The sequence below is a fragment of the Vibrio sp. VPAP30 genome, from assembly GCF_001188205.1.
Classification (GTDB): domain Bacteria; phylum Pseudomonadota; class Gammaproteobacteria; order Enterobacterales; family Vibrionaceae; genus Vibrio; species Vibrio bivalvicida.
Genome location: NZ_LBLS01000016.1, coordinates 357537 through 382554, shown reverse-complemented (window position 1 = coordinate 382554; position 25018 = coordinate 357537). Strand labels below are relative to the sequence as shown.

At 45.5% G+C, this 25018-nt stretch carries 18 protein-coding genes; 7 read left to right on the top strand and 11 right to left on the bottom strand.

Annotated features, from left to right (window positions below):
- Positions 1 to 43: 43 nt before the first annotated feature.
- Positions 44 to 2989, bottom strand: coding sequence for a DNA translocase FtsK (locus tag ZX61_RS05895; protein WP_049843767.1), 2946 nt, complete (start codon positions 2987 to 2989; stop codon positions 44 to 46).
- Between the two features lie 185 nt (positions 2990 to 3174).
- On the bottom strand, positions 3175 to 3669 hold the full coding sequence (lrp, locus tag ZX61_RS05890) for a leucine-responsive transcriptional regulator Lrp (RefSeq protein WP_004414493.1): 495 nt from the start codon (positions 3667 to 3669) through the stop codon (positions 3175 to 3177).
- Positions 3670 to 3843: 174 nt separating this feature from the next.
- Here lrp and ald point away from each other — a divergent pair, with 174 nt between their 5' ends.
- Positions 3844 to 4968: an alanine dehydrogenase gene (gene ald / locus ZX61_RS05885; protein ID WP_049843766.1), complete on the top strand. Its 1125-nt coding sequence runs from the start codon at positions 3844 to 3846 to the stop codon at positions 4966 to 4968.
- Positions 4969 to 5278: 310 nt separating this feature from the next.
- On the opposite strand, the gene yfbV is transcribed toward ald, so the two are convergent.
- A complete protein-coding gene (gene yfbV, locus ZX61_RS05880) occupies positions 5279 to 5731 on the bottom strand; it encodes a terminus macrodomain insulation protein YfbV (protein WP_049843765.1) in 453 nt (150 codons plus the stop codon).
- Between the two features lie 359 nt (positions 5732 to 6090).
- On the opposite strand from yfbV, the gene ZX61_RS05875 reads away from it, so the two are divergent.
- Both ZX61_RS05875 and pta read left to right on the top strand, forming a co-directional pair.
- Positions 6091 to 7287 carry an acetate kinase gene (locus ZX61_RS05875; protein ID WP_049843764.1) on the top strand — a complete coding sequence of 399 codons (1197 nt, stop codon included), beginning with the start codon at positions 6091 to 6093 and terminating at the stop codon, positions 7285 to 7287.
- A gap of 119 nt (positions 7288 to 7406) precedes the next feature.
- On the top strand, positions 7407 to 9572 hold the full coding sequence (gene pta, locus ZX61_RS05870; protein WP_049843763.1) for a phosphate acetyltransferase: 2166 nt from the start codon (positions 7407 to 7409) through the stop codon (positions 9570 to 9572).
- Positions 9573 to 9639: 67 nt separating this feature from the next.
- Here the strand turns inward: pta and ZX61_RS05865 are convergent, their stop codons facing one another.
- The 6 genes from ZX61_RS05865 to ZX61_RS05840 form a co-directional block, all read right to left on the bottom strand.
- Positions 9640 to 10584, bottom strand: a complete 945-nt coding sequence (locus ZX61_RS05865) for a glutathione S-transferase family protein (protein ID WP_049843762.1) — start codon at positions 10582 to 10584, stop codon at positions 9640 to 9642.
- 175 nt (positions 10585 to 10759) lie between these two features.
- Entirely contained in the window at positions 10760 to 11752 is a 993-nt protein-coding gene (oppF, locus tag ZX61_RS05860; RefSeq protein ID WP_049843761.1) for a murein tripeptide/oligopeptide ABC transporter ATP binding protein OppF, read from the bottom strand.
- Positions 11749 to 12720, bottom strand: a complete 972-nt coding sequence (locus tag ZX61_RS05855) for an ABC transporter ATP-binding protein (protein ID WP_049843760.1) — start codon at positions 12718 to 12720, stop codon at positions 11749 to 11751. The genes oppF and ZX61_RS05855 overlap by 4 nt, the downstream gene beginning before the upstream one ends.
- A 23-nt stretch (positions 12721 to 12743) precedes the next feature.
- Positions 12744 to 13646, bottom strand: a complete 903-nt coding sequence (oppC, locus tag ZX61_RS05850) for an oligopeptide ABC transporter permease OppC (RefSeq protein ID WP_049843759.1) — start codon at positions 13644 to 13646, stop codon at positions 12744 to 12746.
- 15 nt (positions 13647 to 13661) lie between these two features.
- The gene (gene oppB, locus ZX61_RS05845) at positions 13662 to 14582 is read right to left on the bottom strand and encodes an oligopeptide ABC transporter permease OppB (protein ID WP_049843758.1); all 921 of its coding nucleotides are present in this window, start codon (positions 14580 to 14582) and stop codon (positions 13662 to 13664) included.
- 137 nt (positions 14583 to 14719) lie between these two features.
- On the bottom strand, positions 14720 to 16390 hold the full coding sequence (locus tag ZX61_RS05840) for an ABC transporter substrate-binding protein (protein WP_049843803.1): 1671 nt from the start codon (positions 16388 to 16390) through the stop codon (positions 14720 to 14722).
- A gap of 618 nt (positions 16391 to 17008) precedes the next feature.
- Between ZX61_RS05840 and ZX61_RS05835 the strand changes: the two genes are divergently transcribed.
- From ZX61_RS05835 to ZX61_RS05820, 4 genes are all read left to right on the top strand, one after another.
- On the top strand, positions 17009 to 19318 hold the full coding sequence (locus ZX61_RS05835; protein WP_235431295.1) for a lipase: 2310 nt from the start codon (positions 17009 to 17011) through the stop codon (positions 19316 to 19318).
- Entirely contained in the window at positions 19318 to 20526 is a 1209-nt protein-coding gene (locus ZX61_RS05830; protein ID WP_049843757.1) for an OmpP1/FadL family transporter, read from the top strand. The genes ZX61_RS05835 and ZX61_RS05830 overlap by 1 nt, the downstream gene beginning before the upstream one ends.
- Before the next feature lie 174 nt (positions 20527 to 20700).
- Complete coding sequence (locus tag ZX61_RS05825; RefSeq protein ID WP_049843756.1) at positions 20701 to 22743, top strand: NHL repeat-containing protein; 2043 nt, start codon at positions 20701 to 20703, stop codon at positions 22741 to 22743.
- 10 nt (positions 22744 to 22753) lie between these two features.
- Complete coding sequence (locus ZX61_RS05820) at positions 22754 to 22984, top strand: hypothetical protein (RefSeq protein ID WP_049843755.1); 231 nt, start codon at positions 22754 to 22756, stop codon at positions 22982 to 22984.
- A gap of 26 nt (positions 22985 to 23010) precedes the next feature.
- On the opposite strand, the gene ZX61_RS05815 is transcribed toward ZX61_RS05820, so the two are convergent.
- Together ZX61_RS05815 and ZX61_RS05810 are read right to left on the bottom strand one after the other, a co-directional pair.
- Positions 23011 to 23715: an ABC transporter ATP-binding protein gene (locus ZX61_RS05815; RefSeq protein WP_049843754.1), complete on the bottom strand. Its 705-nt coding sequence runs from the start codon at positions 23713 to 23715 to the stop codon at positions 23011 to 23013.
- Between the two features lie 19 nt (positions 23716 to 23734).
- Entirely contained in the window at positions 23735 to 25018 is a 1284-nt protein-coding gene (locus ZX61_RS05810; protein ID WP_049843753.1) for an ABC transporter permease, read from the bottom strand.

The window sequence follows — 25018 nt, the reverse complement described above, 5'->3', positions numbered from 1 at the left end:
AGCGCAATCGCTAACCCTTTTTTGATTCATCTAAGGACAGTACTTAGTTCATCTCACGACCAGGTGCTGGAGCCAGTACTTCACGGTTACCATTATGCCCAGGGGCGCTGACAATACCCTGAGCTTCAAGTTGCTCAACAATACGCGCTGCTCGGTTATAACCAATCTTAAAACGGCGTTGAACACCAGAAACTGAACCACGGCGAGACTGCACAACATGTTCAACCACCTGATCAAACAATGGGTCCATCTCTTCTTCACCTTCAGGTTTTTCACCCGGTAAAAGAGCTTCTGGGCCTTGATCTCCATTGGTAATTTCGTCGATATAGTTTGGCTTACCACGTGCCTTCCAGTTATTCACCACTGCATGAACATCATCGTCCGATGCAAATGCACCGTGAACTCGAACTGTGTGGCTCGACCCCGGTGGTAGATACAGCATATCACCCATACCAAGCAGCGATTCCGCACCACCTTGATCAAGGATGGTCCGAGAGTCCGTCTTGGTTGATACTGTGAAGGCCACTCGGGTTGGAATATTGGCTTTAATCAGGCCTGTGATTACATCTACTGATGGACGTTGCGTGGCTAAGATAAGGTGAATACCTGCAGCACGCGCCTTTTGAGCCAGACGAGCGATCAACTCTTCGACCTTCTTACCCACAACCATCATTAAATCGGCAAATTCGTCGACAATCACAACTATGTAAGGCAACTTCTCAAGTAGTGGTGGATGTTCATCCATACTGTCACCGGCTTGCCATAGGGGATCATGGATAGGGTGTCCCGCCTCAGCTGCCATTTTAAGCTTGTCGTTAAAACCTTTAATGTTACGTACACCAAGAGCAGACATTAGCTTATAACGGCGCTCCATTTCCCCAACGCACCAACGCAGAGCATTCGATGCGTCTTTCATGTCTGTAACGACTTCGGAAAGAAGATGAGGGATGCCTTCGTAAACCGACAGTTCAAGCATTTTCGGGTCGATCATGATAAAGCGAACCTCTTCCGGGGTCGCTTTGTAGAGCATACTTAGAATCATGACGTTAACACCGACCGATTTACCCGACCCTGTCGTACCCGCCACTAACACGTGCGGCATTTTAGACAGATCAGCTACCACAGCTTCACCTGCGATATCTTGACCAAGCACTACCGTTGTTGGTGATTTTGCTTCGATAAACTGCTGGCTACCAATCACATCCGAGAAAAATACCGTCTGTCGACTCATGTTTGGTAGCTCAAGTCCCACATAGGGTTTGCCTGGGATGACTTCTACCACACGTACCGCCATTGCTGACAGCGAACGAGCCAAATCCATCGATAAACCAGAAATGCGGCTCACTTTAACACCCGGAGCCAAATCCAATTCAAAACGAGTGATGACAGGTCCTGGGAAGATATCGACTACGCTTGCTGTGATCTTATAGTCGGCAAGTTTCGCTTCAACTAAGCGAGCAATATTCTCTAACGCTTCTCGGTCAATAAAGTTTTCACGCTTTTCCGGGTGATAAAGCAACTCAAGAGTGGGCATTGGCTCCGCTGGTTTAGGCAGGTTCGTCTCTTGCTGTACCAAGAACGGATTTTGCTGCGCTGCGACTTTAGCTTGAGCCTCTGCGACCATACTGTTCAGCGCGGCCGCATCTTGATCCTGGACCAATTCTTCAGTCACCTCATCAACAATGTCTTCCTCTGCTACATCAAAAGAGGATATAACAGGCTCTTGATAGTCATCTTCAGGTTCAATATTTGAGGAAATCTGTTCCAGCTCAGTGGTATTGATCGTTGGCTGAACGAGCTCTGTCTCGGCCAGCCCTTCGTTCCATGGGAAGTCATTACCCTCTTTAGCTTGTGTTACCTCACAAGACGCTGGGTAGTCAGTCTGACCCAATTCAACTGGTGAAGTCGTTTCCAAGTGATGAGTTGGCATATCTTGAGTATTGGTTTCCACTTGAACTTCAGGCAGGGCGACTTGAGGCAGTTCATCACCATTGATTGCGGCGCGTTCCAGATCTTCTATTGTCGCACCCAGATGCTTACTTCTTTCAAAGTCTGGCTCCACAGCGCTTTCCACTGAGTGATCACTCGCAGCGTTTGCATAAACGGGTTGATTAACAACTTGAGCAACCGCTTCTACTATTGGCTCTGCTGTGGCTTCCATCGGGCGTGTTGTGGTTGCAACAGCTTCGGGGACATGGATGTTGTATCGGCGTTGTTCTCGATCGGTTTCTTCTATTTGCTCAACTTTTTCGCTGTTGTCTAGTTTTGGTTCTTCAAACGATTGAGCCGCTCCCGCTTCATATCGGTGACTGCTTAGCTCAGCTTCTAGCGTTTCATCCTCGCGGCCACGAATTTTGTTAACTGTGCTAGTCAACAAACGAATTGTGCACTCACCTAACCAATCCACGATAGACAGCCAAGAAATGCCGCTTAGCAATGTAAAGCCCGCCCCCCAAAGAAATAGGAAGACCAGAGTCGAACCAAGAATGTTCAAAGTTGGCAAAGCAAGACTGGTCAAGACATCACCAATCACACCACCAGATGAAAAGTACCAAATATCGTCAAAGTTGATATCCGCCAAACCGCAACTGGTTAATATTAGAATTGTTAAACCTAATAGTCGCGTCCCCCACAACATTAGATCGATCGGGTCATTTTCATCGCGATTACGTAGCACCGCCCACGCACCACCTGTTAATACAAACGGAATCACGTAAGCAAGGGAGCCAAAGGTAAAGAAGAGTGTATCCGCCAACCATGCGCCAACTAGACCACCTGCGTTGTTAATCTCTCCGCCCCAAGCGGTTTGAGACCAAGAAGGGTCAGCAGCATTGAATGTAAAAAGTGCGACTGACAGTAAAATTGAAGCGAGGACGACGACGATCAAAATGCACTCTTGAAGGCGCTGAGGACCACTCAGCCGGGATGGCTGAGAATCTTCTCCCGTCTTAATGATCGTTTCTACTTTGTTTTTGGTCTCTTTAAACATAACCAACTTTATCTTTATGAATAACACCAATCGATTGAGAAGCTACCCTGATTGGTAAGAAAAAAATAGTCCGAGCAGCTATGCTACTCGGACTATCGATTTAACCATATCAATGGCAAAAACCCAATTGCTTAAAGTCAGAATATAGAAAGCTATTAAGACATTAAGCCCAAACTCTCACAGAGTTAGCGAGTTTTGATAACCAATTGGTTCGTTTGTTTGACTTCTTCCATCACCACGTAAGTGCGTGTGTCATTAACACCAGGTAAGCGCAGAAGCGTATCCCCTAACAACTTACGATAAGCACTCATGTCAGATACACGAGTCTTAAGCAGGTAGTCAAAATCACCAGACACTAAATGACACTCCTGAATATCATCAAGTTTCTGCACTGCCGTGTTGAACTGTTCAAACACGTCAGGGGCACCACGATTTAGCGTGATTTCTACGAATACCAAAAGCGATGCGTCTAAGTATTGCGGGTTTAGCAGTGCTGTATAACCCGTAATGTAACCTTGACGCTCTAAGCGACGTACACGCTCTAAACAAGGAGTCGGAGAAAGACCCACTCGCTTTGAAAGCTCTACATTCGAAATACGACCATCTTTCTGCAACTCATTTAGAATGTTGCGATCGATACGGTCTAGATCCTTGGACGGCTTTTTATTGTTGTCTGCCATTTTTTATTCCACCTTATTACTTCCTTGCAAAAAAATATACTACAACTTTTTAATATTCAGTATCAAATTTTATTCAATCATATCTATACTAGATATTAATTCGACAGAATTACCCTACACACAGTTAATACAACTACTATAGTTTACACAACCAAAATATAATGAGGATTCAGGATGATCATTGGCGTACCTAAAGAAATCAAAAACCACGAGTACCGTGTTGGTATGATCCCAGCGAGCGTTCGCGAACTAGTGTCTCAAGGTCACCAAGTTTTTGTTGAAACTAATGCCGGTTCAGGCATCGGTTTTTCAGACGATGATTACATCGCTGTAGGCGCATCCATTCTTCCTACCGCTGCTGACGTTTTCGCGCAAGCAGAAATGATTGTAAAGGTTAAAGAACCTCAAGCTGTCGAGAGAGCTATGCTTCGAGAAGGGCAAATTTTATTTACTTATTTGCACCTAGCACCAGATTTTCCACAAACTGATGAGCTAATCAAGAGCAAAGCTGTCTGTATAGCATATGAGACTGTAACAGATAATATGGGTCGCTTGCCACTACTTGCTCCAATGTCTGAGGTAGCAGGTCGCATGTCTATTCAAGCGGGTGCACAAACTTTAGAGAAATCTCACGGTGGCCGTGGTCTTCTACTAGGTGGTGTACCAGGTGTTGAGCCAGCGAAAGTTGTCGTTGTTGGCGGTGGTGTTGTTGGCGCAAACGCAGCTCGTATGGCTGTAGGCCTTCGTGCAGACGTTACCATCCTAGATCGCAATGTTGATACACTTCGCCGTCTTGATGAAGAATTCCAAGGTCGTGCAAAAGTGGCTTACTCTACAGAAGACGCAATTGAGAAGCATGTTCTAGCAGCTGACCTAGTCATTGGTGCAGTTCTAATCCCAGGCGCAGCAGCACCTAAACTCGTTACCAAAGAGCACATCGCTAAGATGAAGCCAGGTGCGGCAGTAGTAGACGTTGCAATCGACCAAGGCGGTTGTTTTGAGACTTCACACGCGACAACACACGCTGATCCAACATACATCGTTGATGACGTAGTTCACTACTGTGTAGCTAACATGCCTGGCGCTGTTGCTCGTACATCTACGTTTGCACTAAACAACGCAACTCTGCCTTACATCGTTAAGCTAGCGAACAAAGGTTACCGTGAAGCACTTCTAGAGGACAATGGCTTCCTAGAAGGTCTAAACGTAATCCACGGAAAAGTAACGTGTAAAGAAGTAGCAGAAAGCTTCGAGCTAGAATACGTAGACCCAGCTGACGCTATCGCGATGTTCAACTAATGCTGAATAGTATTAAATAAGAGGAAACGCTCACTTCGGTGGGCGTTTTTTTATGCGAGATGCGAGATGCGAGATGCGAGATGCGAGATGCGAGATGCGAGATGCGAGATGCGAGATGCGAGATGCGAGATGCGAGATGCGAGATGCGAGATGCGAGATGCGAGATGCGAGATGCGAGACTATTTTAGTCTACTAGGAGGCAAATTCTGTCAACAGTTTTCATTAAATCACCACCTAACCTCTCACAGGACGAAGTCCGTTCCCGATTCTCGAAGCACAGCGTTCTTTAAGGTGCAGCCCGTTCCCTCTCTTAAAACCAACGTTCCAATGCGTTTTTATCTAACTGACGGAAAGCACGGTTAAGAATTTGAGCAAGCTCTTTGTAGCGAGGGCGCGATTTCATTGGTTCTAAAGCAAAGCCACTTTCGGCTATCTTTTGGTAAATCTCGCGATACCAACCAGCAAGAGCCGGTGGGAGTTGCGTATTAGCGCGGTTACCTAACCACCACATACCTTGAATTGGCATACTAATAGCAAATAGAGCGATGATCACGGCTTGAGGCATCGATTGGTAATTATTGAATGCCATTTGCGTTAAGACACTGATCGCTGCAATAGCTGGCATCACTTTTACGCCGAAACGCGTTGCTTTAATGATGCGCTGCTCTGGAAACAACAAATTAAGCTCTTTACGCATTGGCCAAGTATCCATGTACTTTTGTCCATTTCGTAAACTATGAACTAAACCAGCTTTATTACTCATAGGGCTCTCTCACTCCAGTACAGGGTCCTAAACTAAAATTTAGTTGAAACCTTCAACTAAACTAACAAAAAATTGATGAAAGTTAATATTCTTTCAAATTTTTTTGTTATCATTGCCTATTATCGTTATCCTTTGCGGACCCACAATCTCATTGTTGCCGTTATTTACAATTTAAGCAACTCTTGAGACCTATCTGCAGCGGATGCAAGGGTGGTGATTTGAATCGCCACTGTCTTTATATACGGAATTCGAAGTTTTTTTGACCAAGATTAGTACGCAGCTGTTCCTGCTTCGTCTATTCTTGAGATTAATTTTCACCCTTACTGATTTCGATCAGAAAAATTAACAGGTAGTCATTAATGTCTAAGCTAGTTTTAGTTTTAAACTGCGGTAGTTCTTCTCTTAAATTCGCTGTAGTTGATGCAGAAACAGGTGCAGAGCACCTAACTGGTCTTGCTGAGTGTCTAGGTCTTCCAGAAGCTCGTATGAAGTGGAAACTTGACGGCAAGCACGAAGCACAACTAGGCGCGGGCGCTGCTCACGTAGAAGCACTATCTTTCATGGTAGAAACTATTCTTGCTTCTAAGCCTGAGCTTAAAGCTAACCTTGGCGCTATCGGTCACCGTATCGTTCACGGTGGCGAGCAGTTCACTCAATCTGCACTAATCACAGATGAAGTACTTAAGGGTATTCAAGACGCTGCGACTTTCGCACCTCTTCACAACCCAGCTCACCTAATTGGTATCGAAGCGGCTAAAGTAAACTTCCCTAGTCTGCAAAACGTTGCTGTTTTTGACACGGCGTTCCACCAAACAATGCCTTCTGAGTCTTACCTATACGCTCTACCGTACAACTTGTACAAAGAGCACGGCATCCGTCGTTACGGCATGCACGGTACTTCACACCTATTCATCACTCGTGAAGTTGCTAACCTACTAGACAAGCCAGTTGAAGAAGTAAACATCATCAACTGTCACCTAGGTAACGGCGCTTCTGTATGTGCAATCAAGAACGGTCAATCTGTAGACACTTCTATGGGTCTTACTCCTCTTGAAGGTCTAGTAATGGGTACTCGTTGTGGTGACCTAGATCCTGCAATCATCTTCCACCTACATGACGCTCTAGGTTACTCTGTTGAAGAAATCAACAACATGCTAACTAAAGAGTCTGGTCTTGCTGGCCTAACTGAAGTGACTTCTGACTGTCGTTTCGTTGAAGACAACTACGGTGAGAAAGAAGAAGCAACTCGTGCAATGGACGTGTTCTGTCACCGTCTAGCTAAATACGTAGCAGGCTACACTGCGACTCTTGAAGGTCGTCTAGACGCAATCACTTTCACTGGTGGTATCGGCGAAAACTCTGGCCCTATCCGTGAAATGGTTCTAAACCGCCTAGGTATCTTCGGTATCGAAGTTGACGGTGAAGCTAACCTTAAAGCTCGTTTCGGTGGCGAAGGTACTATCACTACTGCGAACAGCCGTATCCCAGCTATGGTTATCTCTACTAACGAAGAGCTAGTTATCGCTGAAGACACTGCTCGTCTAGCAGGTCTTTAATTGACTTAACCGGCTGACCAACGTCAGCCGGTTTTCTTACCAAGGGGCTTAACTTCTATTCCAGATGATAAGGAATACGCAGTTAAGCTTTTATCCCAATAGCTATAGGTACTCTACGAATGTCTCGTACTATTATGCTTATCCCTGCAAGTGCTGGTGTTGGTCTTACTAGCGTAAGCATGGGTGTTCTTCGCGCTATGGAGCGCAAAGGCGTTAAAGTTTCTTTCTACAAGCCAATCTGTCAGCCACGTTCTGGGGGCGATCAACCGGATCTCACATCAACTATCGTTGGTGCAAACAGTGACGTGAAGATCGGCCAACCTATGATGATGTCTGTTGCTGAAAGCCTAATCGGTAACGACAACATGGATGAGCTGCTAGAAACAGTAGTTGAGCGTTACAACCAAATCAACAAAGATGCAGACGTTACGCTAATCGAAGGTCTTGTTCCTACGCGTAAGCACCCATTCGCTAACCAAGTGAACGCAGAAATCGCAGCAACACTTGGCGCAGAGATCGTTCTAGTGGCAACTCCTGGCACAGATAACCCTGCGCAGCTAAAAGAGCGTATTGAAGTAGCTTGTTCTAACTTCGGTGGCACTAAAAACAAGAACATCTCTGGCGTTATCATCAACAAACTAAACGCACCAGTTGATGAAGCAGGACGTACTCGCCCTGACCTATCAGAAATCTTTGATGACGCTGATAGCGCGAAACAAAACGAAATGAAAGTGATGGAGATCTTCAACACTTCTCCAATCCGTGTTCTTGGTTGCGTGCCTTGGAGCATCGACCTAATCGCGACTCGTGCTATCGATATGGCGAAGCACCTAAGTGCAGACATCATTAATGAAGGTGACGTTAATTCCCGTCGTATTAAGAGCATCACATTCTGTGCACGTTCTCTGCCAAACATGATTGAGCACTTCAAACCGGGCTCACTTCTTGTTACCTCGGCCGACCGTCCAGACGTTATCGTTGCAGCAGCGCTAGCAGCAATGAACGGTGTTGAAATCGGTGCAGTTCTTCTGACTGGTGGTTACGACATCCCAGAAGAGATCGTTGGTCTATGTAAGCCTGCGTTTGACTCAGGTCTACCAATTTTCAAAGCACAAGGTAACACTTGGCAGACGTCTCTAAACCTACAGAGCTTCTCTATTGAAGTTCCTGCGGACGACAAAGAGCGTATCGAGTTCATCAACGAGCACGTAGCAGGCAACATTGACGGCAACTGGATCGAGTCTATGACCGAAGGGACTCAGAAGTCTCGTCGCCTAAGCCCACCAGCATTCCGCTATCAGCTAACTGAGTTTGCTCGTAAAGCTGGCAAGCGCATCGTTCTTCCTGAAGGTGACGAGCCACGTACGGTTAAAGCGGCAGCTATCTGTGCTGAACGCGGCATCGCGGAATGTGTGCTTCTAGGTAACCCTGAAGAGATCAAACGTGTTGCAGCGCAACAAGGCGTTGAGCTAGGTGCTGGCGTAACGATCATCAACTCTGATGAAGTTCGTGAAAACTACGTTGCTCGTCTAGTTGAACTACGTGGTGCGAAAGGCATGACTGAAGTTGTAGCGCGTGAGAAGCTACAAGATTCAGTATTCCTAGGCACAATGATGCTTGAGAATGACGAAGTTGACGGTCTAGTTTCTGGTGCTGTTCACACAACTGCGAACACTATCGTTCCTCCGTTCCAGATCATCAAGACTGCACCTGATGCGTCTATCGTATCTTCTGTATTCTTCATGCTACTGCCTGACCAAGTATTGGTTTACGGTGACTGTGCGATCAACCCAGATCCAACTGCTGAACAGTTAGCTGAAATCGCAATCCAATCTGCAGATTCTGCTGCGGCATTCGGTATCGACCCACGCGTTGCAATGATCTCTTACTCTACTGGTGAATCTGGTAAGGGTGCTGACGTAGATAAAGTCCGTGAAGCAACGAAACTTGCTCAAGAGAAACGTCCTGATCTTGTTATCGACGGCCCTCTGCAGTACGACGCGGCTATCATGGAAAACGTTGCAGCTTCCAAAGCACCAAACTCTCCAGTAGCAGGTAAAGCGACTGTATTCGTATTCCCAGACCTAAACACAGGTAACACGACGTACAAAGCAGTACAACGTTCAGCAGACCTAGTATCTATCGGTCCAATGCTTCAGGGCATGCGTAAGCCTGTAAACGACCTGTCTCGCGGCGCGCTCGTAGACGACATCGTATACACAGTAGCTCTAACTGCAATCCAAGCAGACCAAGCGGCTCAAGCAGAAGAGAAAGTGGTTAACTAATTTAACCTTTTCTGAAATGACAAACCCTCGCCTTAGCGAGGGTTTTCTTTTATTAGGCTCAAAAAGACTAAAGGCTGTCTCGCCCATGAGGGGAATCCAAATCTAGATCTGGCCCTACTGGCACCACTTGCGTAGGATTGATTCCGGTATGGCTAAAGTAGTAGTGGCGCTTAATATGGTAAAAGTCCGTCGTCTCTTTGATACCAGACACCTGATACAACTCTTTCATGTAGCCGTTGAGATCAGCGTAATCTGCAATACGTTTCATATTACATTTAAAATGTCCAACATAAACGGCATCAAAACGGATCAGCGTGGTGAATAAACGCCAATCGGCTTCAGTGATACTGTCACCAGCAAGGTAACGGCTTTTCGCTAGATGGGCATCCAATCTATCTAGCGACTCAAATAGATGGTTGTAGGCTTCTTCATACGCATCTTGGGTTGTGGCAAACCCACAGCGATACACACCATTGTTAACATGTGGGTAGACATAAGTGTTCCACTCTTCAATGATTTCTCGCTTCTCTTGCGGATAATAATCTGCTGTATTACCTGTGAGCTCATTAAACTCAGAGTTAAACATGCGAATGATTTCAGAAGACTCATTACTGACGATCGTATTGTGTTTCTTATCCCAAAGTACCGGCACCGTTACGCGCCCTGTGTAGTCTGGTTTAGCTTGCGTATAGATTTGGTGCATGCGTGTATGACCAAACAGAGGCTCAGGTAGCCCCATTTGCCAACCTTCACTCATCATGTCTGGACAGACAACAGTAACATCAATGTGCTCTTCAAGCCCCTTTAGCTTTCTAAAGATCAGAGTGCGATGAGCCCACGGGCAGGCTAATGAGACATATAGGTGATAGCGCCCGGATTCAGGCTGAAATTTGGCATCGGGCTTGTTTTCAATCCAATCTCTAAATCCGGAATCTTCGCGAACAAATTTGCCATTACTCGATTTAGTGTCATACCAAACGTCGTGCCACACACCTTCTACTAGCTTACCCATTATTGTCTCCTAACCAGATGATTCGTTGATGGTACAAGTATAAGTAAATCATTTACGTAGATAATTAGAGACAATTGGCTTAGTTGTTCGAATATTTTGAATGGTAGAGAAATGCGCATACAAAAAAAGCGCGACCCCATAAGGATGCCGCGCTTAAGCCCGTCACAGGCTGAAACTATACGCTCACGTGTATACAAGACACTGCATGAACATCGCTACCTTCAATTGAAGGCTTAGTTTGCGCACAAGCCTCTGTCGCCTGAGGGCAACGAGTACGGAACACGCAACCTGATGGAGGATTAATTGGCGATGGCAAATCCCCTTCCAACATCTCAATCTTCTTGTTTCGCTCGAGCTTAGGATCCGGAATTGGTACTGCCGACATCAAAGCGCGCGTGTAGGGATGCTTAGGATCGGCGAACAGCGCTTCTGCCTCACCAAGCTCAACCGCATTACCTAGGTACATCACCAATACGCGATCTGAGATGTGCTTAACTACTGAAAGATCGTGGGCGATAAACACAAGAGACAAACCAAGTTCTTTTTGTAGCTCTTTAAGTAGGTTGACTACCTGAGCTTGAATTGACACGTCTAGTGCTGATACTGGCTCATCACAGATGATCATTTTAGGCTTAAGAATCAGTGCTCGTGCAATACCGATACGCTGACACTGACCGCCTGAGAACTCGTGTGGATAACGGTTGATCACGTTTGGTAGTAGACCAACTTTAGCCATCATCTCTTTGACGCGATCTTTTACTTCATCTTTAGATAGCTCTGGATAGAAGGTTTCTAAAGGCTCAGCGATGATGTCTCCCACTGTCATTCGCGGGTTAAGAGAAGCCAGCGGATCTTGGAATATCATTTGAATTTCTTTTCGCGTTTCACGGCGTTGAACTTCTTGCATCTTAGTCAAGTCTTGACCAAGCCACATCACGTCACCGTCAGTCGCTTCGACGAGCCCAATGATTGCACGCGCGAAAGTCGATTTACCACAGCCAGACTCGCCCACTACGCCTAGGGTTTCACCTTCGTATAAGCGTACGTTTACACCATCAACTGCTTTGAGATTTGCAGGTTTTGACCAAGGCCAAGCTGATTTCGATGCGATGCTGAAGTGCACTTTAAGCTCTTTAACATCTAGGATTAAGTTCTTATCTACACTCATTTGCTCCAAGCCTCCCACTGTGAAAAACATGCGCGCTGACGGCCATCACCAAATGGCGTCAAAATTGGCGCTTCTTGCTTACAACGATCCATAACACGGTGGCAACGCTCTTGGTAAGGGCAGCCTTGTGGTAGACGAAGCAAGTTAGGCGGGTTGCCTGGAATCGTTGGTAAAATTTCACCTTCTGTATCCAGACGAGGAATCGCCTTGAGCAAACCTTCTGCATATGGGTGGCTTGGGTTGTAGAAAATTTCATCGACTGTACCGTACTCCATGGTACGACCAGCGTACATTACCAGTACCTTGTCACATGAACCTGCGACCACGCCAAGGTCATGAGTAATCATGATAATTGCAGTGTTAAATTCCGATTTCAGCTCGTTAAGTAGATCCATGATCTGAGCTTGTACCGTTACGTCTAGAGCTGTTGTCGGCTCATCCGCAATCAACAGTTTTGGACGACACAACAGAGCCATAGCGATCATCACACGCTGACGCATACCGCCTGAAAACTCGTGCGGGTACATAGTGATACGCTTACGCGCTTCTGGAATTTTCACCGCTTCAAGCATGCGTACAGATTCTTCGAACGCTTCCGCTTTACCCATGCCTTTGTGCAGCATGAGAACTTCCATCAACTGGTCACTTACCTTCATGTAAGGATTAAGCGATGTCATTGGGTCTTGGAAGATCATTGCAATCTGTTCTGCACGAACTTTGTTGAGCGCTTTTTCTGGAAGGTTGAGAATTTCATTGCCTTCAAATTTTGCGCTACCTGAGATAATACCGTTCTTTGCCAGCAACCCCATAATAGCGAATACAGTCTGAGATTTACCTGAACCAGATTCTCCTACGATACCTAGAGTCTCGCCCTGATTCAGAGAAAAATTTAAATCGTTTACTGCGGTCACGATACCATCTTGAGTGGTAAATTCTACACGCAGATCTTTGACATCTAATAAGCTCATCATTGCTTCCTTAATCTTTTTAATTATCTGTCTTTTGGATCCAGCGCGTCGCGCAGGCCATCACCAACGTAGTTGAAGCAGAACAAAGTCACAACCATGAACGCTGCTGGGAATGCCAACTGCCAGATTGCTACTTCCATTGTCTGTGCACCTTCTTGAAGAAGTGCGCCCCAACTCGTCATTGGTTCCTGAACACCAAGACCAAGGAATGAAAGGAATGATTCAGTCAAAATCATGCTAGGGATAAGCAGCGTCGAGTATACCGCTACAATGCCCAGTACATTTGGTACGATATGGCGAGTGATGATTTTCCACTTGCTCACACCACAAACATGTGCCGCTTCGATAAACTCTTTGCTGCGTAAGCTAAGCGTCTGACCACGCACAATACGCGCCATATCTAGCCAAGCAATGGCACCGATAGCAACGAAGATTAGAATGATGTTACGACCGAAGAAGGTCACTAGTACGATAACTAGGAACATGAAAGGAACTGCGTAAAGTATCTCTAGAATACGCATCATGATGCGGTCTACTTTACCACCGATAAAGCCAGAAGCAGCACCGTAGAGCGTACCAATCAATACCGCAACAAATGCGCCCATGACACCTACCATTAGAGAGATACGGCCACCGATAAGCGTACGAACGTAAAGGTCACGACCTAAACTATCGGTACCAAACCAGTGCTCAGCACTTGGAGCGACATGCATCGCGTACCAGTCAGTATCATCATAGGTGAATGGCGCTATCGTCGGCAACACAACAACCGCCAAGGTCATTAAAAATAGGATAAATAAACTCACCATCGCCGCTTTATTACGCATAAAGCGGATGCGAGCATCTTGCCATAGACTGCGACCTTCGATCTCTAGATTTTCAGAGAACTTCTCAATCGCTTCTAGGTTTTCTTTTTTCGTTAACATAACCAAACGTCCCTGTTAGTAGCGAATTTTCGGGTCAATCATTGCAAGTAGGATATCTACAATCGCGTTGAATAGGATAAATAGGAAACCAATCAAGATGGTTACCCCCATAACAAGCGAATAGTCACGGTTAAATGCAGCGTTAACGAACAGTTTACCGATACCCGGTAGACCAAAGATGGTTTCGATAACCACTGAACCTGTGATGATACCTACAAACGCCGGACCCATGTATGAAACAACAGGAAGAAGCGCAGGCTTTAAGGCATGCTTTATGATGATGTAACGGTAACTTAGACCTTTCGCACGAGCAGTACGGATAAAGTTACTGTTTAAGGTTTCGATCATTGAGCCACGCGTGATACGCGCAAAAGTTGCCACGTACAAAAGAGACATACCTATGACAGGCAGTACGAGAAACTTCAAGCTGCCATCTTGCCAGCCACCCGCAGGGAATATATTCCAATGTAGCGAGAACAGATAGATAAGTGCGGGTGCCAATACAAACGATGGCATTACTACACCCAACATGGCGGTAGACATTATGGTGTAGTCGACCCAGGTATTTTGCTTCAAGGCGGCAATGGTACCAACTGTGACCCCCATGATGACAGTAAAGATAAAGGCGATAAAACCAACTTTAGCCGATACAGGTAGCGCAACGGAGATCAGTTCATTTACCGAGTAATCAAGATACTTGAATGAAGGACCAAAATCACCTTGGACGACGTTGGTTAAGTATGTAGTGTATTGCTCAAATACTGGCTTATCTAACCCGTATTTAGCTTCAATATTCGCCATAACTTCTGGCGGTAATGGACGTTCACTCGAGAATGGGTTACCCGGAGCGAAACGCATAAGAAAGAAAGATACAGTGATCAAAACCAACATGGTTGGGATCGCCTCAAATATCCTTTTCGCGATGAATTTAAACATAAACTCACTCTTTCAGTCTGTGACAGTTAAAAAAAGAAGGAATCAATCGAATTTCTTCGAATTCAGATTGAGTAGAGGCACTGCATGTAATTGCTCACATGCAGGCCAATATTTTTATAGTTCTATCAGTTCAAGGTTTACTTGAGGATGTATAGATCTTTAGAGTAGATTTTCTCTTCTGGGTTGTTTGCAGGGAAGCCACCAACCTTAGGAGAAAGCAGACGCGATTTCACGTACTGGTAGATAGGTGCGATAGGCATATCTTTCGCTAGTAGCTTCTCTGCTTCTAGGTAAAGTGCTTCACGCTCTGCATCTGAAGTAGACTTCAGTGCTTTATCGATAATTGCATCGTAAGCTTTGCTGTCGTAGTGAATACCGCCAGTGTTGTTGTTACTCTTCATTAACGTTAGGAATGAAGAGGCTTCGTTGTAGTCACCACACCAACCAGCACGTGCTACTTCAAAGTCACCAGAATCTTTCGTAGACAGGTAAGTTTTCCACTCTTGGTTTTCTAGAGTTACATCTAGACCTAGTGTTTTCTTCCACATAGAACCTAGTGCTACAGCAATCTTCTTGTGGTTTTCAGAAGTGTTGTAAAGAAGGTTAAATTTAAGTGGGTTGTCTTTACCAAAGCCAGCTTCCTCTAGAAGACGCGCAGCTTCTGCATCACGCTCTGCTTGAGTCATCTGACCATATGCAGGCATTTCTGGGTTGAAGCCTGCAGTGATCTCTGGAGTTAAGAAGTAAGCCGGCTTTTGACCTTGCGCTAAGATAGCGTCAGTAACAATGTTACGATCAATCGCGTAAGAGATAGCCTTACGGACACGCACATCATCAAACGGTGCTTTTTTGGTATTGAAGAGGTAGTAATAAGTACACAGGTTGCCTGTTACTGATACTTCTTCTGGGTGCTCTTTCTTAAGACGTTTAAAGTGCTCTACAGGTAATTCGTGAGAAATATCAATCTCACCCGCTAGGAAGCGGTTCATTTCTGCTACCTGGTTTTCGATAGGTAGGAAGGTTACTTTGTTTAGTTTAGTGCTTGTGTTGTCCCAGTACTTTTCATTTCGTTTAAGTACCAGGCGCTCGTTCACAACCCACTTATCTACTACGAAAGCGCCATTACCAACAAAGTGCTCTGGTTTAGTCCACTGATCACCGTACTTCTCAACAGTTGCTTTATGAACAGGCTTCACTGTAGTGTGACCCATCATCATTACGAAGTAAGGTACAGCAGTATCAAGCGTAACAACTAGCGTGTGATCATCTACCGCTTTAACACCTAGTTCGCTCTTGTCTTTTTTACCAGCGACAATGTCTTTTGCGTTGACCATCTTGGTGTATTCCATATACCAAGCGTATGGAGAAGCCGTATTTGGATCAACTGCGCGCTGGAAGCTGTACACGAAATCGCCCGCAGTTACTGGGTCGCCGTTAGACCACTTCGCGTCTTTACGTAGGTGGAAAGTGAAAGTTTTGTTGTCTGTTGTTTCCCAAGATTCAGCGACACCTGGGATAGTGTTGCCATCAGCATCTTGGTTCACCAAGCCTTCAAGAAGATCACGAATAACGTGAGATTCTGGAACACCTTGAGATTTGTGCGGGTCGATTGTCGCAACTTCTGTACCGTTGCCACGAACTAATTCTTGTACCGCTGCGAGTTCTACATTCTGAGAGTCTGATTTAGCTTCAGGGGTAGGTGCTGGCTGAGCAGCTTGTTTTTCTTCTGGTTTGTCACCACAACCAGTTAGCGCTAAAGAAAGGCCCGCGCCAACTAGAAGAGCGCGCGTTATTTTGTTCTTATACATGCGTAAAACTCCAAGTTTTTCATTTGCATCCATGACTTCTTTGTATGGCACTAGAACGGACAGTGATTTAGATCTGTTTAGCTCAAAATTTAAGCATAAAAATCTAAATCCATACAAAGATTGCGGCACACAGTATCAATCATCGAAGTAATTTGCCATAAAAATGTAGCAAAAAATCGTATAATTCCACGATTACGTCAAGAAATTGGTAAAAAACACTGGTAAAGAGAAAATAGTCAGTTAATTAACATAAGATTCCCACAACCAGCAGACCGAAGTGCCAAATTATCTGATAAGATGCCTTTTTTTAGCATCTTATGCTAGGTATAATGCGGAAAAATTAACAAAAGTAATGTAATCTAGCTAACAGTTAGCTACATTTACCTACTTTAAAATAGCGTTCTGTGAAGTTAATCACTCAGATGCACATAAATAGCGATCTGCTCCCCAAAACAATGCATCTAAAGCACAAATTTCAGCCGCGAAATTCATTCAGCTCTCCTATCTAAATACCAAACCCTGCCCTTCTTTAGCTTTTTTTATTGTTAAACATTTGTAAATAACCTCTTGTTCGCTCGATATATCAGGTCAATTTGAGCAACTACACAGGTATCTCCTATGAGAGTATTCCATTCTCTAACCTTCGCAGTTTCCGCTATCTCACTACTCGGGGGGTGTAATAGTGAAGAGAGCACTTCTGAAAACATCGCAGTAGAAGTACCTTTTTCGTTGAGTAGCATTCCTATGCCTAATGACGGCTATGGATATGATGCAGACGGAACAATTTCTTTGCCCGGTGAACCTTCTTCACCCAATGCTTATTCTACTAACGCTGAATATGACGCCTACTACCAAAGCTTTGAAACTAGCTTCGCCGCCGTCGATGGTTGGGGCTTGTGTGTTGAGCCAATTGAGATTCCGCTTAGCAGCGTAGGTTCTGGGCAGGTTATTGCCCTAGAACCAACGTCTCTGCAAGGAAACGTTCTGCTCATCGACGGGACAACTAGGCAAGAGGTTCCAAATACCAAACTATCTAGTGATGGTCGCAAACTCACCATCGAATGCGGTGCCGCTCTTCAACCAGGGACAGAGTATTTCATTGCCGTCTCAAACGGCGTTATGACGGCAGAAGGCGCTCCTCTACAATCATCGCCAGCCTTTGGACAACTTTTAAGTGCAGACCCCAATGAGTTGGATGAGCAACAACGCAATCTCCAACAGAAGACAAAAAACGCCGTTTCCGCGTATAGTGACTTAGGTAAGCCGAACGAGGTCGTATACGCCTCTACATTTACTACTCAAAATAGTTATTCCGTCATCGACAATATTGTCCAACAAACAATATCTGATCCATCAAATCCACCGACACTTGACCTGACGAATATTGAAGTCACTGAGGTCAACTCTGCTCGTCCAAGTAAAGCTTATATAATCGTTTCTGGCGCAACACTAGAGACAAACAATTACCTTCCTTTTACACAAAACATCGCCGATAGAGAAAAATGTTTGCTGGACAGTTACGACCCGATCGCCAATTGCCCGTCAATGTACAATTGGACAAAAGGTGAGAATGGAGAGCACCTAACCCAACCTTTCTTTGGCAATCAAGGGGAAGTAGCCAAGTATAATGACTCTACAACCACTATCCCTGTCGATTTTTACTTGCCTTACATTGGCGGAGCTACAGATTCAAAAGCCGGAGCCAGACAGTTCATTAAGGATTCCACCAATCCATCGGTTATCTTTATCCATGGCGTTACTGGTGACAAAGAGTCCGCTTCACTGGTTGCTAAGGAATATGTTACAGACGGAAAGGAATACATATTTACAGCAATAGATATGCCGTATCATGGTGCTAGAATCGTCTGTGATAGTTCGAAATATAGTGATGAAACAACATTAAAATACTGCGACAGCGGAAAGCCCATTAGTGCTCGCGCTGACAAGTCTTACTTTATCAATATCACTTCCCCCCTAACATTACGGTCTAACCTTCACCAATCTGTTAGTGACTTTATTGGCTTAAGATGGGCGCTCAATTTCGGCAATGATAAGGCTGGCAGAGAGGTCCACTTAATTGGAGTCTCTCTTGGAGGCATCATGTCTGTAATGACCACTGAGGCGACTTATAAGCCTGAATCACCAGTTGCCCAACCAATAGAGGGCTTGGCTTTAGCTACTTCCAACTACGTTGTACCAGGTCAAGGATTAGTAAATCTTACACTTTCTTCTCTCACACTAGGTTCCGAAATGGAAACCTCGGTGAAAAAGTCAGCTGACGTGCAAAGAGCGATTGCGGAAACTCTATTGCCAAACATATGTCACGAAAGTGAAAGTAACGAAACTTGTATCACCGCTCTTCAAACTCATAGTGCTGAACTAGAAGGCAGTATTGAGATGTTGGAGAACGAAATCTATTCAGCTCTCATCCCTATTTTAAAGCAAGGCGTCCAACAAACTATTGATGGTTCAGACCCAGCAGGAAAGGTTTCGAGACAGGTGCAAGCTCAGCAACCAACTCTTCTTATAGAAGCTGTTGGTGACTGCGGTGATACCTGTGAAATCGGAGAGTATATGCCTGACACCGTAGTACCAAATAATGCAGAAAATAATGTCATGACGGGGACGGACCCTTTAATCCATGCGCTAGAGCTAAATGACATAACTAGTTCCACAACAGATGCACCAATCAGAGGAGTGATCAGAGCGACTGTTGGTGGTCATGGAACATTTCTCTTCCCTTACGAGGGACCAATGGATGAAACAGGATTGCCGTCTCAAGACCCACAACATATGGAAGCAGGAAACAATTCACGCATAACGCAACAAGAGGCGGTTCGTAATATGGTCGCAACCAACGCACGAGCAATTTACCTTGACTCTGACGACCTGATAAACATTGAAGATGAAACCGACGAGGCACAATAATGAAAAAGACAATCCTTAGTCTTAGCGTTGCTACAGCTATTCAGGCACACGCCGCAGGCTTTCAACTTAATGCTCAGTCGGCAACGGGTTTAGGTCGTGCATTCGCTGGAGACGCGATTATTGCTGACAACGCCGCTGTGGTAGCAAAAAATGCGGCGGCGATGAGTTTAATCGACCAACCGATGATATCAGTGGGCGCAGTCAATATTGCCAGCCAAGTTGAGTTCAGTGATATGCGTTACACCACACCAACATCGACAACGCAATCGCTTGATGACACTAGCCTCGACAACAATACCCTAGTACCGAACGCTAATATGGTGTTTCCTATCGAGGGGACGCCTTGGACTCTAGGCGCAACGGTTCACTCGAACTACGGCACTGATGTGGAATTCGACGATGATTTTTCTGCCCCTATATTTGGCGGAAAAACCTACTTAAGTAGCATCAATGCTGGATTCTCTGCAAGCTATCAAATCGACGATTCGTGGTCGGTGGGCGGTGGTATCGACATCATCTATGGTGAAGGAGACATCGCGAGAAAGCACAATAATGCGCCACTACTTTCAATCGACGCGGATGGTTATGGCTTAGGTTTCAACTTGGGCTTAGCCTATGTGTTAGATGAGAACAACCGCTTTGGCTTATCTTATCGTTATAGCCCAGAATTAAGAGCCGAAGGCCAAGTCTATCAAGCGGGTGAAGGTCAAGGTCTAACAGACAATCTAGATATTCCATTGCCTGATATTATAGAGTTCTCGGGCTACCATAAACTTAACCCTAAATGGGCGGCTCACTACAGCATGCAATACGTCGCTTGGTCTGAATTTGATAGCTTGGCATCAGAAAGTTACTCAACATCAATTAAAGACTACCAATGGCAAGATGCTGGACACGTTTCTATTGGCATTACCCACTATCTGAACCGCTCAATCGAGTTAAGAGCGGGCTATATGTATGACTTGTCACCCGTTGATCAGATCAGCTCACTTTCGATTCCTGATACTGACAGGCATTGGTTTACCTTTGGTGGTACTTATAAAGCTACAGAAAACCTCAGTGTCGATCTAGCTTTAGGCTACTTGACAGGTGAGCAAACAACGATCGATGAATCACAAGTTCTTGCTAATCCTGAACCTTTCAATATCGTCTCTACAGTCAATACCAGTGCCTGGTTAGCAGGTCTTCAGCTCAACTACTCTTTTTAATCAAATCTAGTTCAATATTCACGGTCTTCTTAACCAGACGGCCGTGTACTTTCAATCCGTTACCAATCCCGCGCACAGATCTTAATGTAACAACGACACTTGATGGAACTGTCATTTTGGCCTGCTACATTTATGAAATTAATAACATATCTATTAACATCATAAGGGCTTAATATGGGAATCACCTATCACACCTATATCGGTAAGCAGATAACACATTTACCTAACCTCCCCTGTCGTACGGCGGGAAACGTTTCACTCAATACTCCTGTCGGCAACTGTACCGACAAGTTTGGTCGAATTTGGTTAGCAGATACCGCACACAATCGTATACTCGTCTTCGACCGAAAAATGGACAAGTTGTTAGCTAGCTTTGGCAGTGTTGGCAATGGCAGCCAACAGTTCAATATGCCTTTTCGCCTGTTACCCCATCCTGATAAACCTTGGATTTACGTCAGCGACATTGCCAACAAACGTATCCATATCCTTGAATACAATCAAGCGCTCAGCATCCACTCAATCAGCAATTTTGGCAAGGGGGATCCAATCAACTTACAAGGACCAAACGGATTGGCTTTCTATCAGGATAAGCTGTGTGTGGCTGATGAGTTTTACGAAGGCGAAAACGGTGAAAGTCGATTGGTGATTTTCAATGACGAAGGTAAATGGTTAAGAGACATCACAGCCATCCAAGCCAAAGAGCCTGTTCACTTTTTATGGCCTCAAGGACTGAGTTGCGATCTCGACGGTCATCTGTACATCGCTAATACTGGCTTTGCTACTGTAGTTCGCTGTGATTGGGAGGGAAAGCCCGTTCCATTCGCAAACGGGAAAACCTATCTAGATGGTATCGACCTCGCGCGCGATGTCTCAATCATTGATAACCGAATTCTTATCCCAGGAGCCAAACAGTATTCAGTCTCTGTTTACGATATTGATGGCCATTTTTCAGGTAACATAACCGGCTTCTTCTCACCAATACAAATCACCAAACTTGACCAAAATCGCCTGTTGATTACCGAACCCATTCTCGCTTCTTTACAGATTCATCAGATCGACTGGGCAGAATTATCACCTCAGCTACCTATATCTACATTATTGATTGATCAATTAAGCGATGAGCGAGATAAAAAAGGACAGCTGCACTTTGTCACCTCGGTGGCTGGCGATATCTCTCCCGTTCCAACAAACAACTCCGAAAGTCGTTATCCTATTATTAGCGAATGGTGGGAAAAACATTTTGAACAGCAAGATAAATGGCTAAATTCGATTCACCAAATCGATGCACCTTCCTGGCTTTCAATGACCTTAAGTACCCAGATGGAGTGGACGCAAAAATGGCAACAAACCTGGGTTCGAATATTCCTAGGTGATAAGTTTGATGACCCAAACCAGCTGCTTTGGCTCGTTGACGCTGGCAACTATCAACTGCAAGCGACAGAAAACACTCAACCAGATGCCGCTAGGCCGGGTAGCTTACCTCTTTTACCAGGCTCACTTGGCATCTGCTCTTTAACCCCTTCGTCGCCATTACTCGGCCAACTCAACCCAGATATACCTTTACTGGTCGTCAGCAACTACATAAGCGGTATTGTGACGATTTATCAATATGACGAGTTAATTGGCGAGCTGGTGCCCTTTAGCTATTTTGGAGGTTTGGGTCACCAAGAGTGGCAGCTATTCAAGCCTCAAGGTGTTGCCGTAGATCCGATAAGCCGCGATGTCTATATTGCTGATTCTGGCAATAATCGCATTAGTCGCTGGCGGCTCAATCAACAGGGAATCACTGGCTTAGTCACTACCTTTGGTGAAAAAGGTCATGGTGATAATGAGTTTTTCACACCAACCGACATCACCATTACACCGGATGGTCAAAAGTACATCACCGATCAAAACAACAATCGCGTGGTGATTTACAATCGTCACGATCAATACGTTGGCAGTTTCGGCCAGCAGGGTTACGGTACGGATAATGACAACTTCCTGCTACCAACCAGTATAGATTTAGACCATGGCAAGTTGTTTGTGTCTGATTTGGTTAATCGAGCAATCAAGGTCTTTGACCAACAGGGGCATTTCATTGACAGTTTTAGTGGCTTTGGTGCCGATCCAAGTAAAGGTCAGCTATGGATGCCATACCTGCTTCACGCACATAATCGTACCCTCTACCTACCCGACTGTGCTCTTAACCGAGTTAACGTTTATAAGATCAGCTAAGGAGTAAGTGATGACCTCAGTATTCGATAAAGCTATAGCGAAACGCTTAAAACAGACAATCTCAGTCTCACAGCAAGTAACAGAGGCAAACGAAAAACTTGCCAGCCAATATCAGTACGTGATCCAATATTGCCTAGAGCAACCTTCTTCGCAGCAGACACGGAAAAGACTGGAGCAGTGGCATAAAGCTGTTCAAGATCATGCCAATCACCACATTATGTCGCCACCTCACGAGAACTAAAACAGCGAGCCAAATGGCTCGCTTTCTCATGCTACTTGTGCAATAGGTTTTCGGTCAGAAATCACTTTGCCATCTTTTATCGTGATAATGCGTTTGGTACGTTCTGCCAGCGCATTGTCGTGAGTCACGATGATCAGTGTTCGGCCCTCAGCATGAAGCTGATTAAATAGGGCTTCAATCTCTGCGCCAGATTTTGAGTCAAGTGCCCCAGTTGGCTCATCAGCTAAAATAATTTGCGGATCATTGACTAGTGCCCTTGCGATTGCCACTCGTTGCTTTTGACCACCGGAAAGCTGATTCGGTTTATGATCAAGGCGGTCACCAAGCCCAACCTGTTCAAGCAACTTCGCTGCGCGCTGACGGCGTTCTTTAGCTTTCACGCCTGAATAAACCAGAGGTAAAGCAACATTGTCGAGCGCTGTCGCGTATTCGAGCAAGTTGAAGCTCTGAAAGACAAACCCTATTCTTTGATTGCGAATCCCTGCGAGCTGATTTGCACTTAGGCTCGCCACGTTCTGACCTGCTAATTGGTAGTCACCTGCTGTCGGCTTATCCAAACAGCCGAGCATGTTCATCAGCGTCGATTTACCCGATCCAGACGGCCCCAAAATAGACAGGAACTCACCTTGATTGATCGTGAGTTCTACGCCATCGAGAGCGCGAACCTCCGCTTCTCCGCTCGAATAGTATTTGCAGATATTATTCAGCTCAACGAGCACTTGGTGTGACATTTTCTCTCCACAATTGTTATTACTCACTTTGTAGCGCCTCCAACGGACTGACTTTCGCTGCGCGATTCGCTGGCAACCAAGCAGAAGCAACACCAATAATGATTAGGGTCGTAATCACTACCAGCACCACAACCCAAGACAGTTCAGGAACAGGTTTGCCTAACTGCTCGTAGAACACGTTGCCTTCCAAACTGATTGCACCCAGTGCGGATACCAACGCATAAGTCACGCCAAGACCGAGCACACCACCCAGCATCATGGTCATTAGTGACTGAACCAGATAGTGCAAACGGATCGCTGTAGGGGTTGCTCCAACCGCCATTCTCACACCGATATCACGGGTCGAGCGTTTCACTGTCGCGTACATCACGTTGGCAATGCCTACCCCTGCGACGGCGAGTGTGACAAAGCCAATAATGCCAAGGAAACTTTGTAGACCAATTAAGAATTTCTGCATGCTTTTCTGTTGCAAGAACATATCTTCGATTTGCACAACTTGCTCATCATTGACACTTGCGCCATGCTTGCGTGCAATCACTTGGCGAATCGTCTTTGCCAATATCTTTCTGTCTGCATTCGCTTTAGGCTCGACATTGATACCCGCAATTTCGCCATTGGCGTGAAAACGCTGCCAAGTGGCTAGTGGAACAAAGCTTGAGTAATTGATTTGGTCACCCTGCTCAATTTCAGCGCTGTTCTTTTTCAGTACCCCGACAACCGTAAACTCTTCACTGCCAATTTTGACCTTCTCTCCAACCGGATTAACCTGCAGTGTGACTGCTGAAAACCAGCTAAAGTCCTCGACAGGGTTGAAAAGGTCGGCTGCTAACGAATAGCCTAAAACGACAACTTTACGCATCTCTTTTTGATCGAGAGGGTTGAGCCAGCGCCCACCAGCTAGAAGTTGCAAATTAGTCATAGAAGCAAATTCCGTGGTCACCGCTAACGGCTCTTGCCATGAGTCGCGATCACCAGCACTAATACGCTCATTCCATCTTGCGGTCGGTACTACCCCCTTCACCTCAGGTAACGCGCGAACCACGTCCGCATCTTGCGCTTTAAGAGTTAAGAACTTACCTTGATAAAAAGCGCCGTAATCGACAGTCGCCATACCACCGGTCAGATAGATGAGATTGCCGTTGCCATTTTGCGCGGTTCTCAACACACCCTGACGGATCCCTTCGCCGACAGATAACATCGCTGCAATACAAAGTGTCGCCCAAGCGACCGCCAAAATTGTCAGACCTAACCTGAGTTTTTCTGCGGCCATCTCTTGGAAGATTTGCCTCATTGGTAACAACAT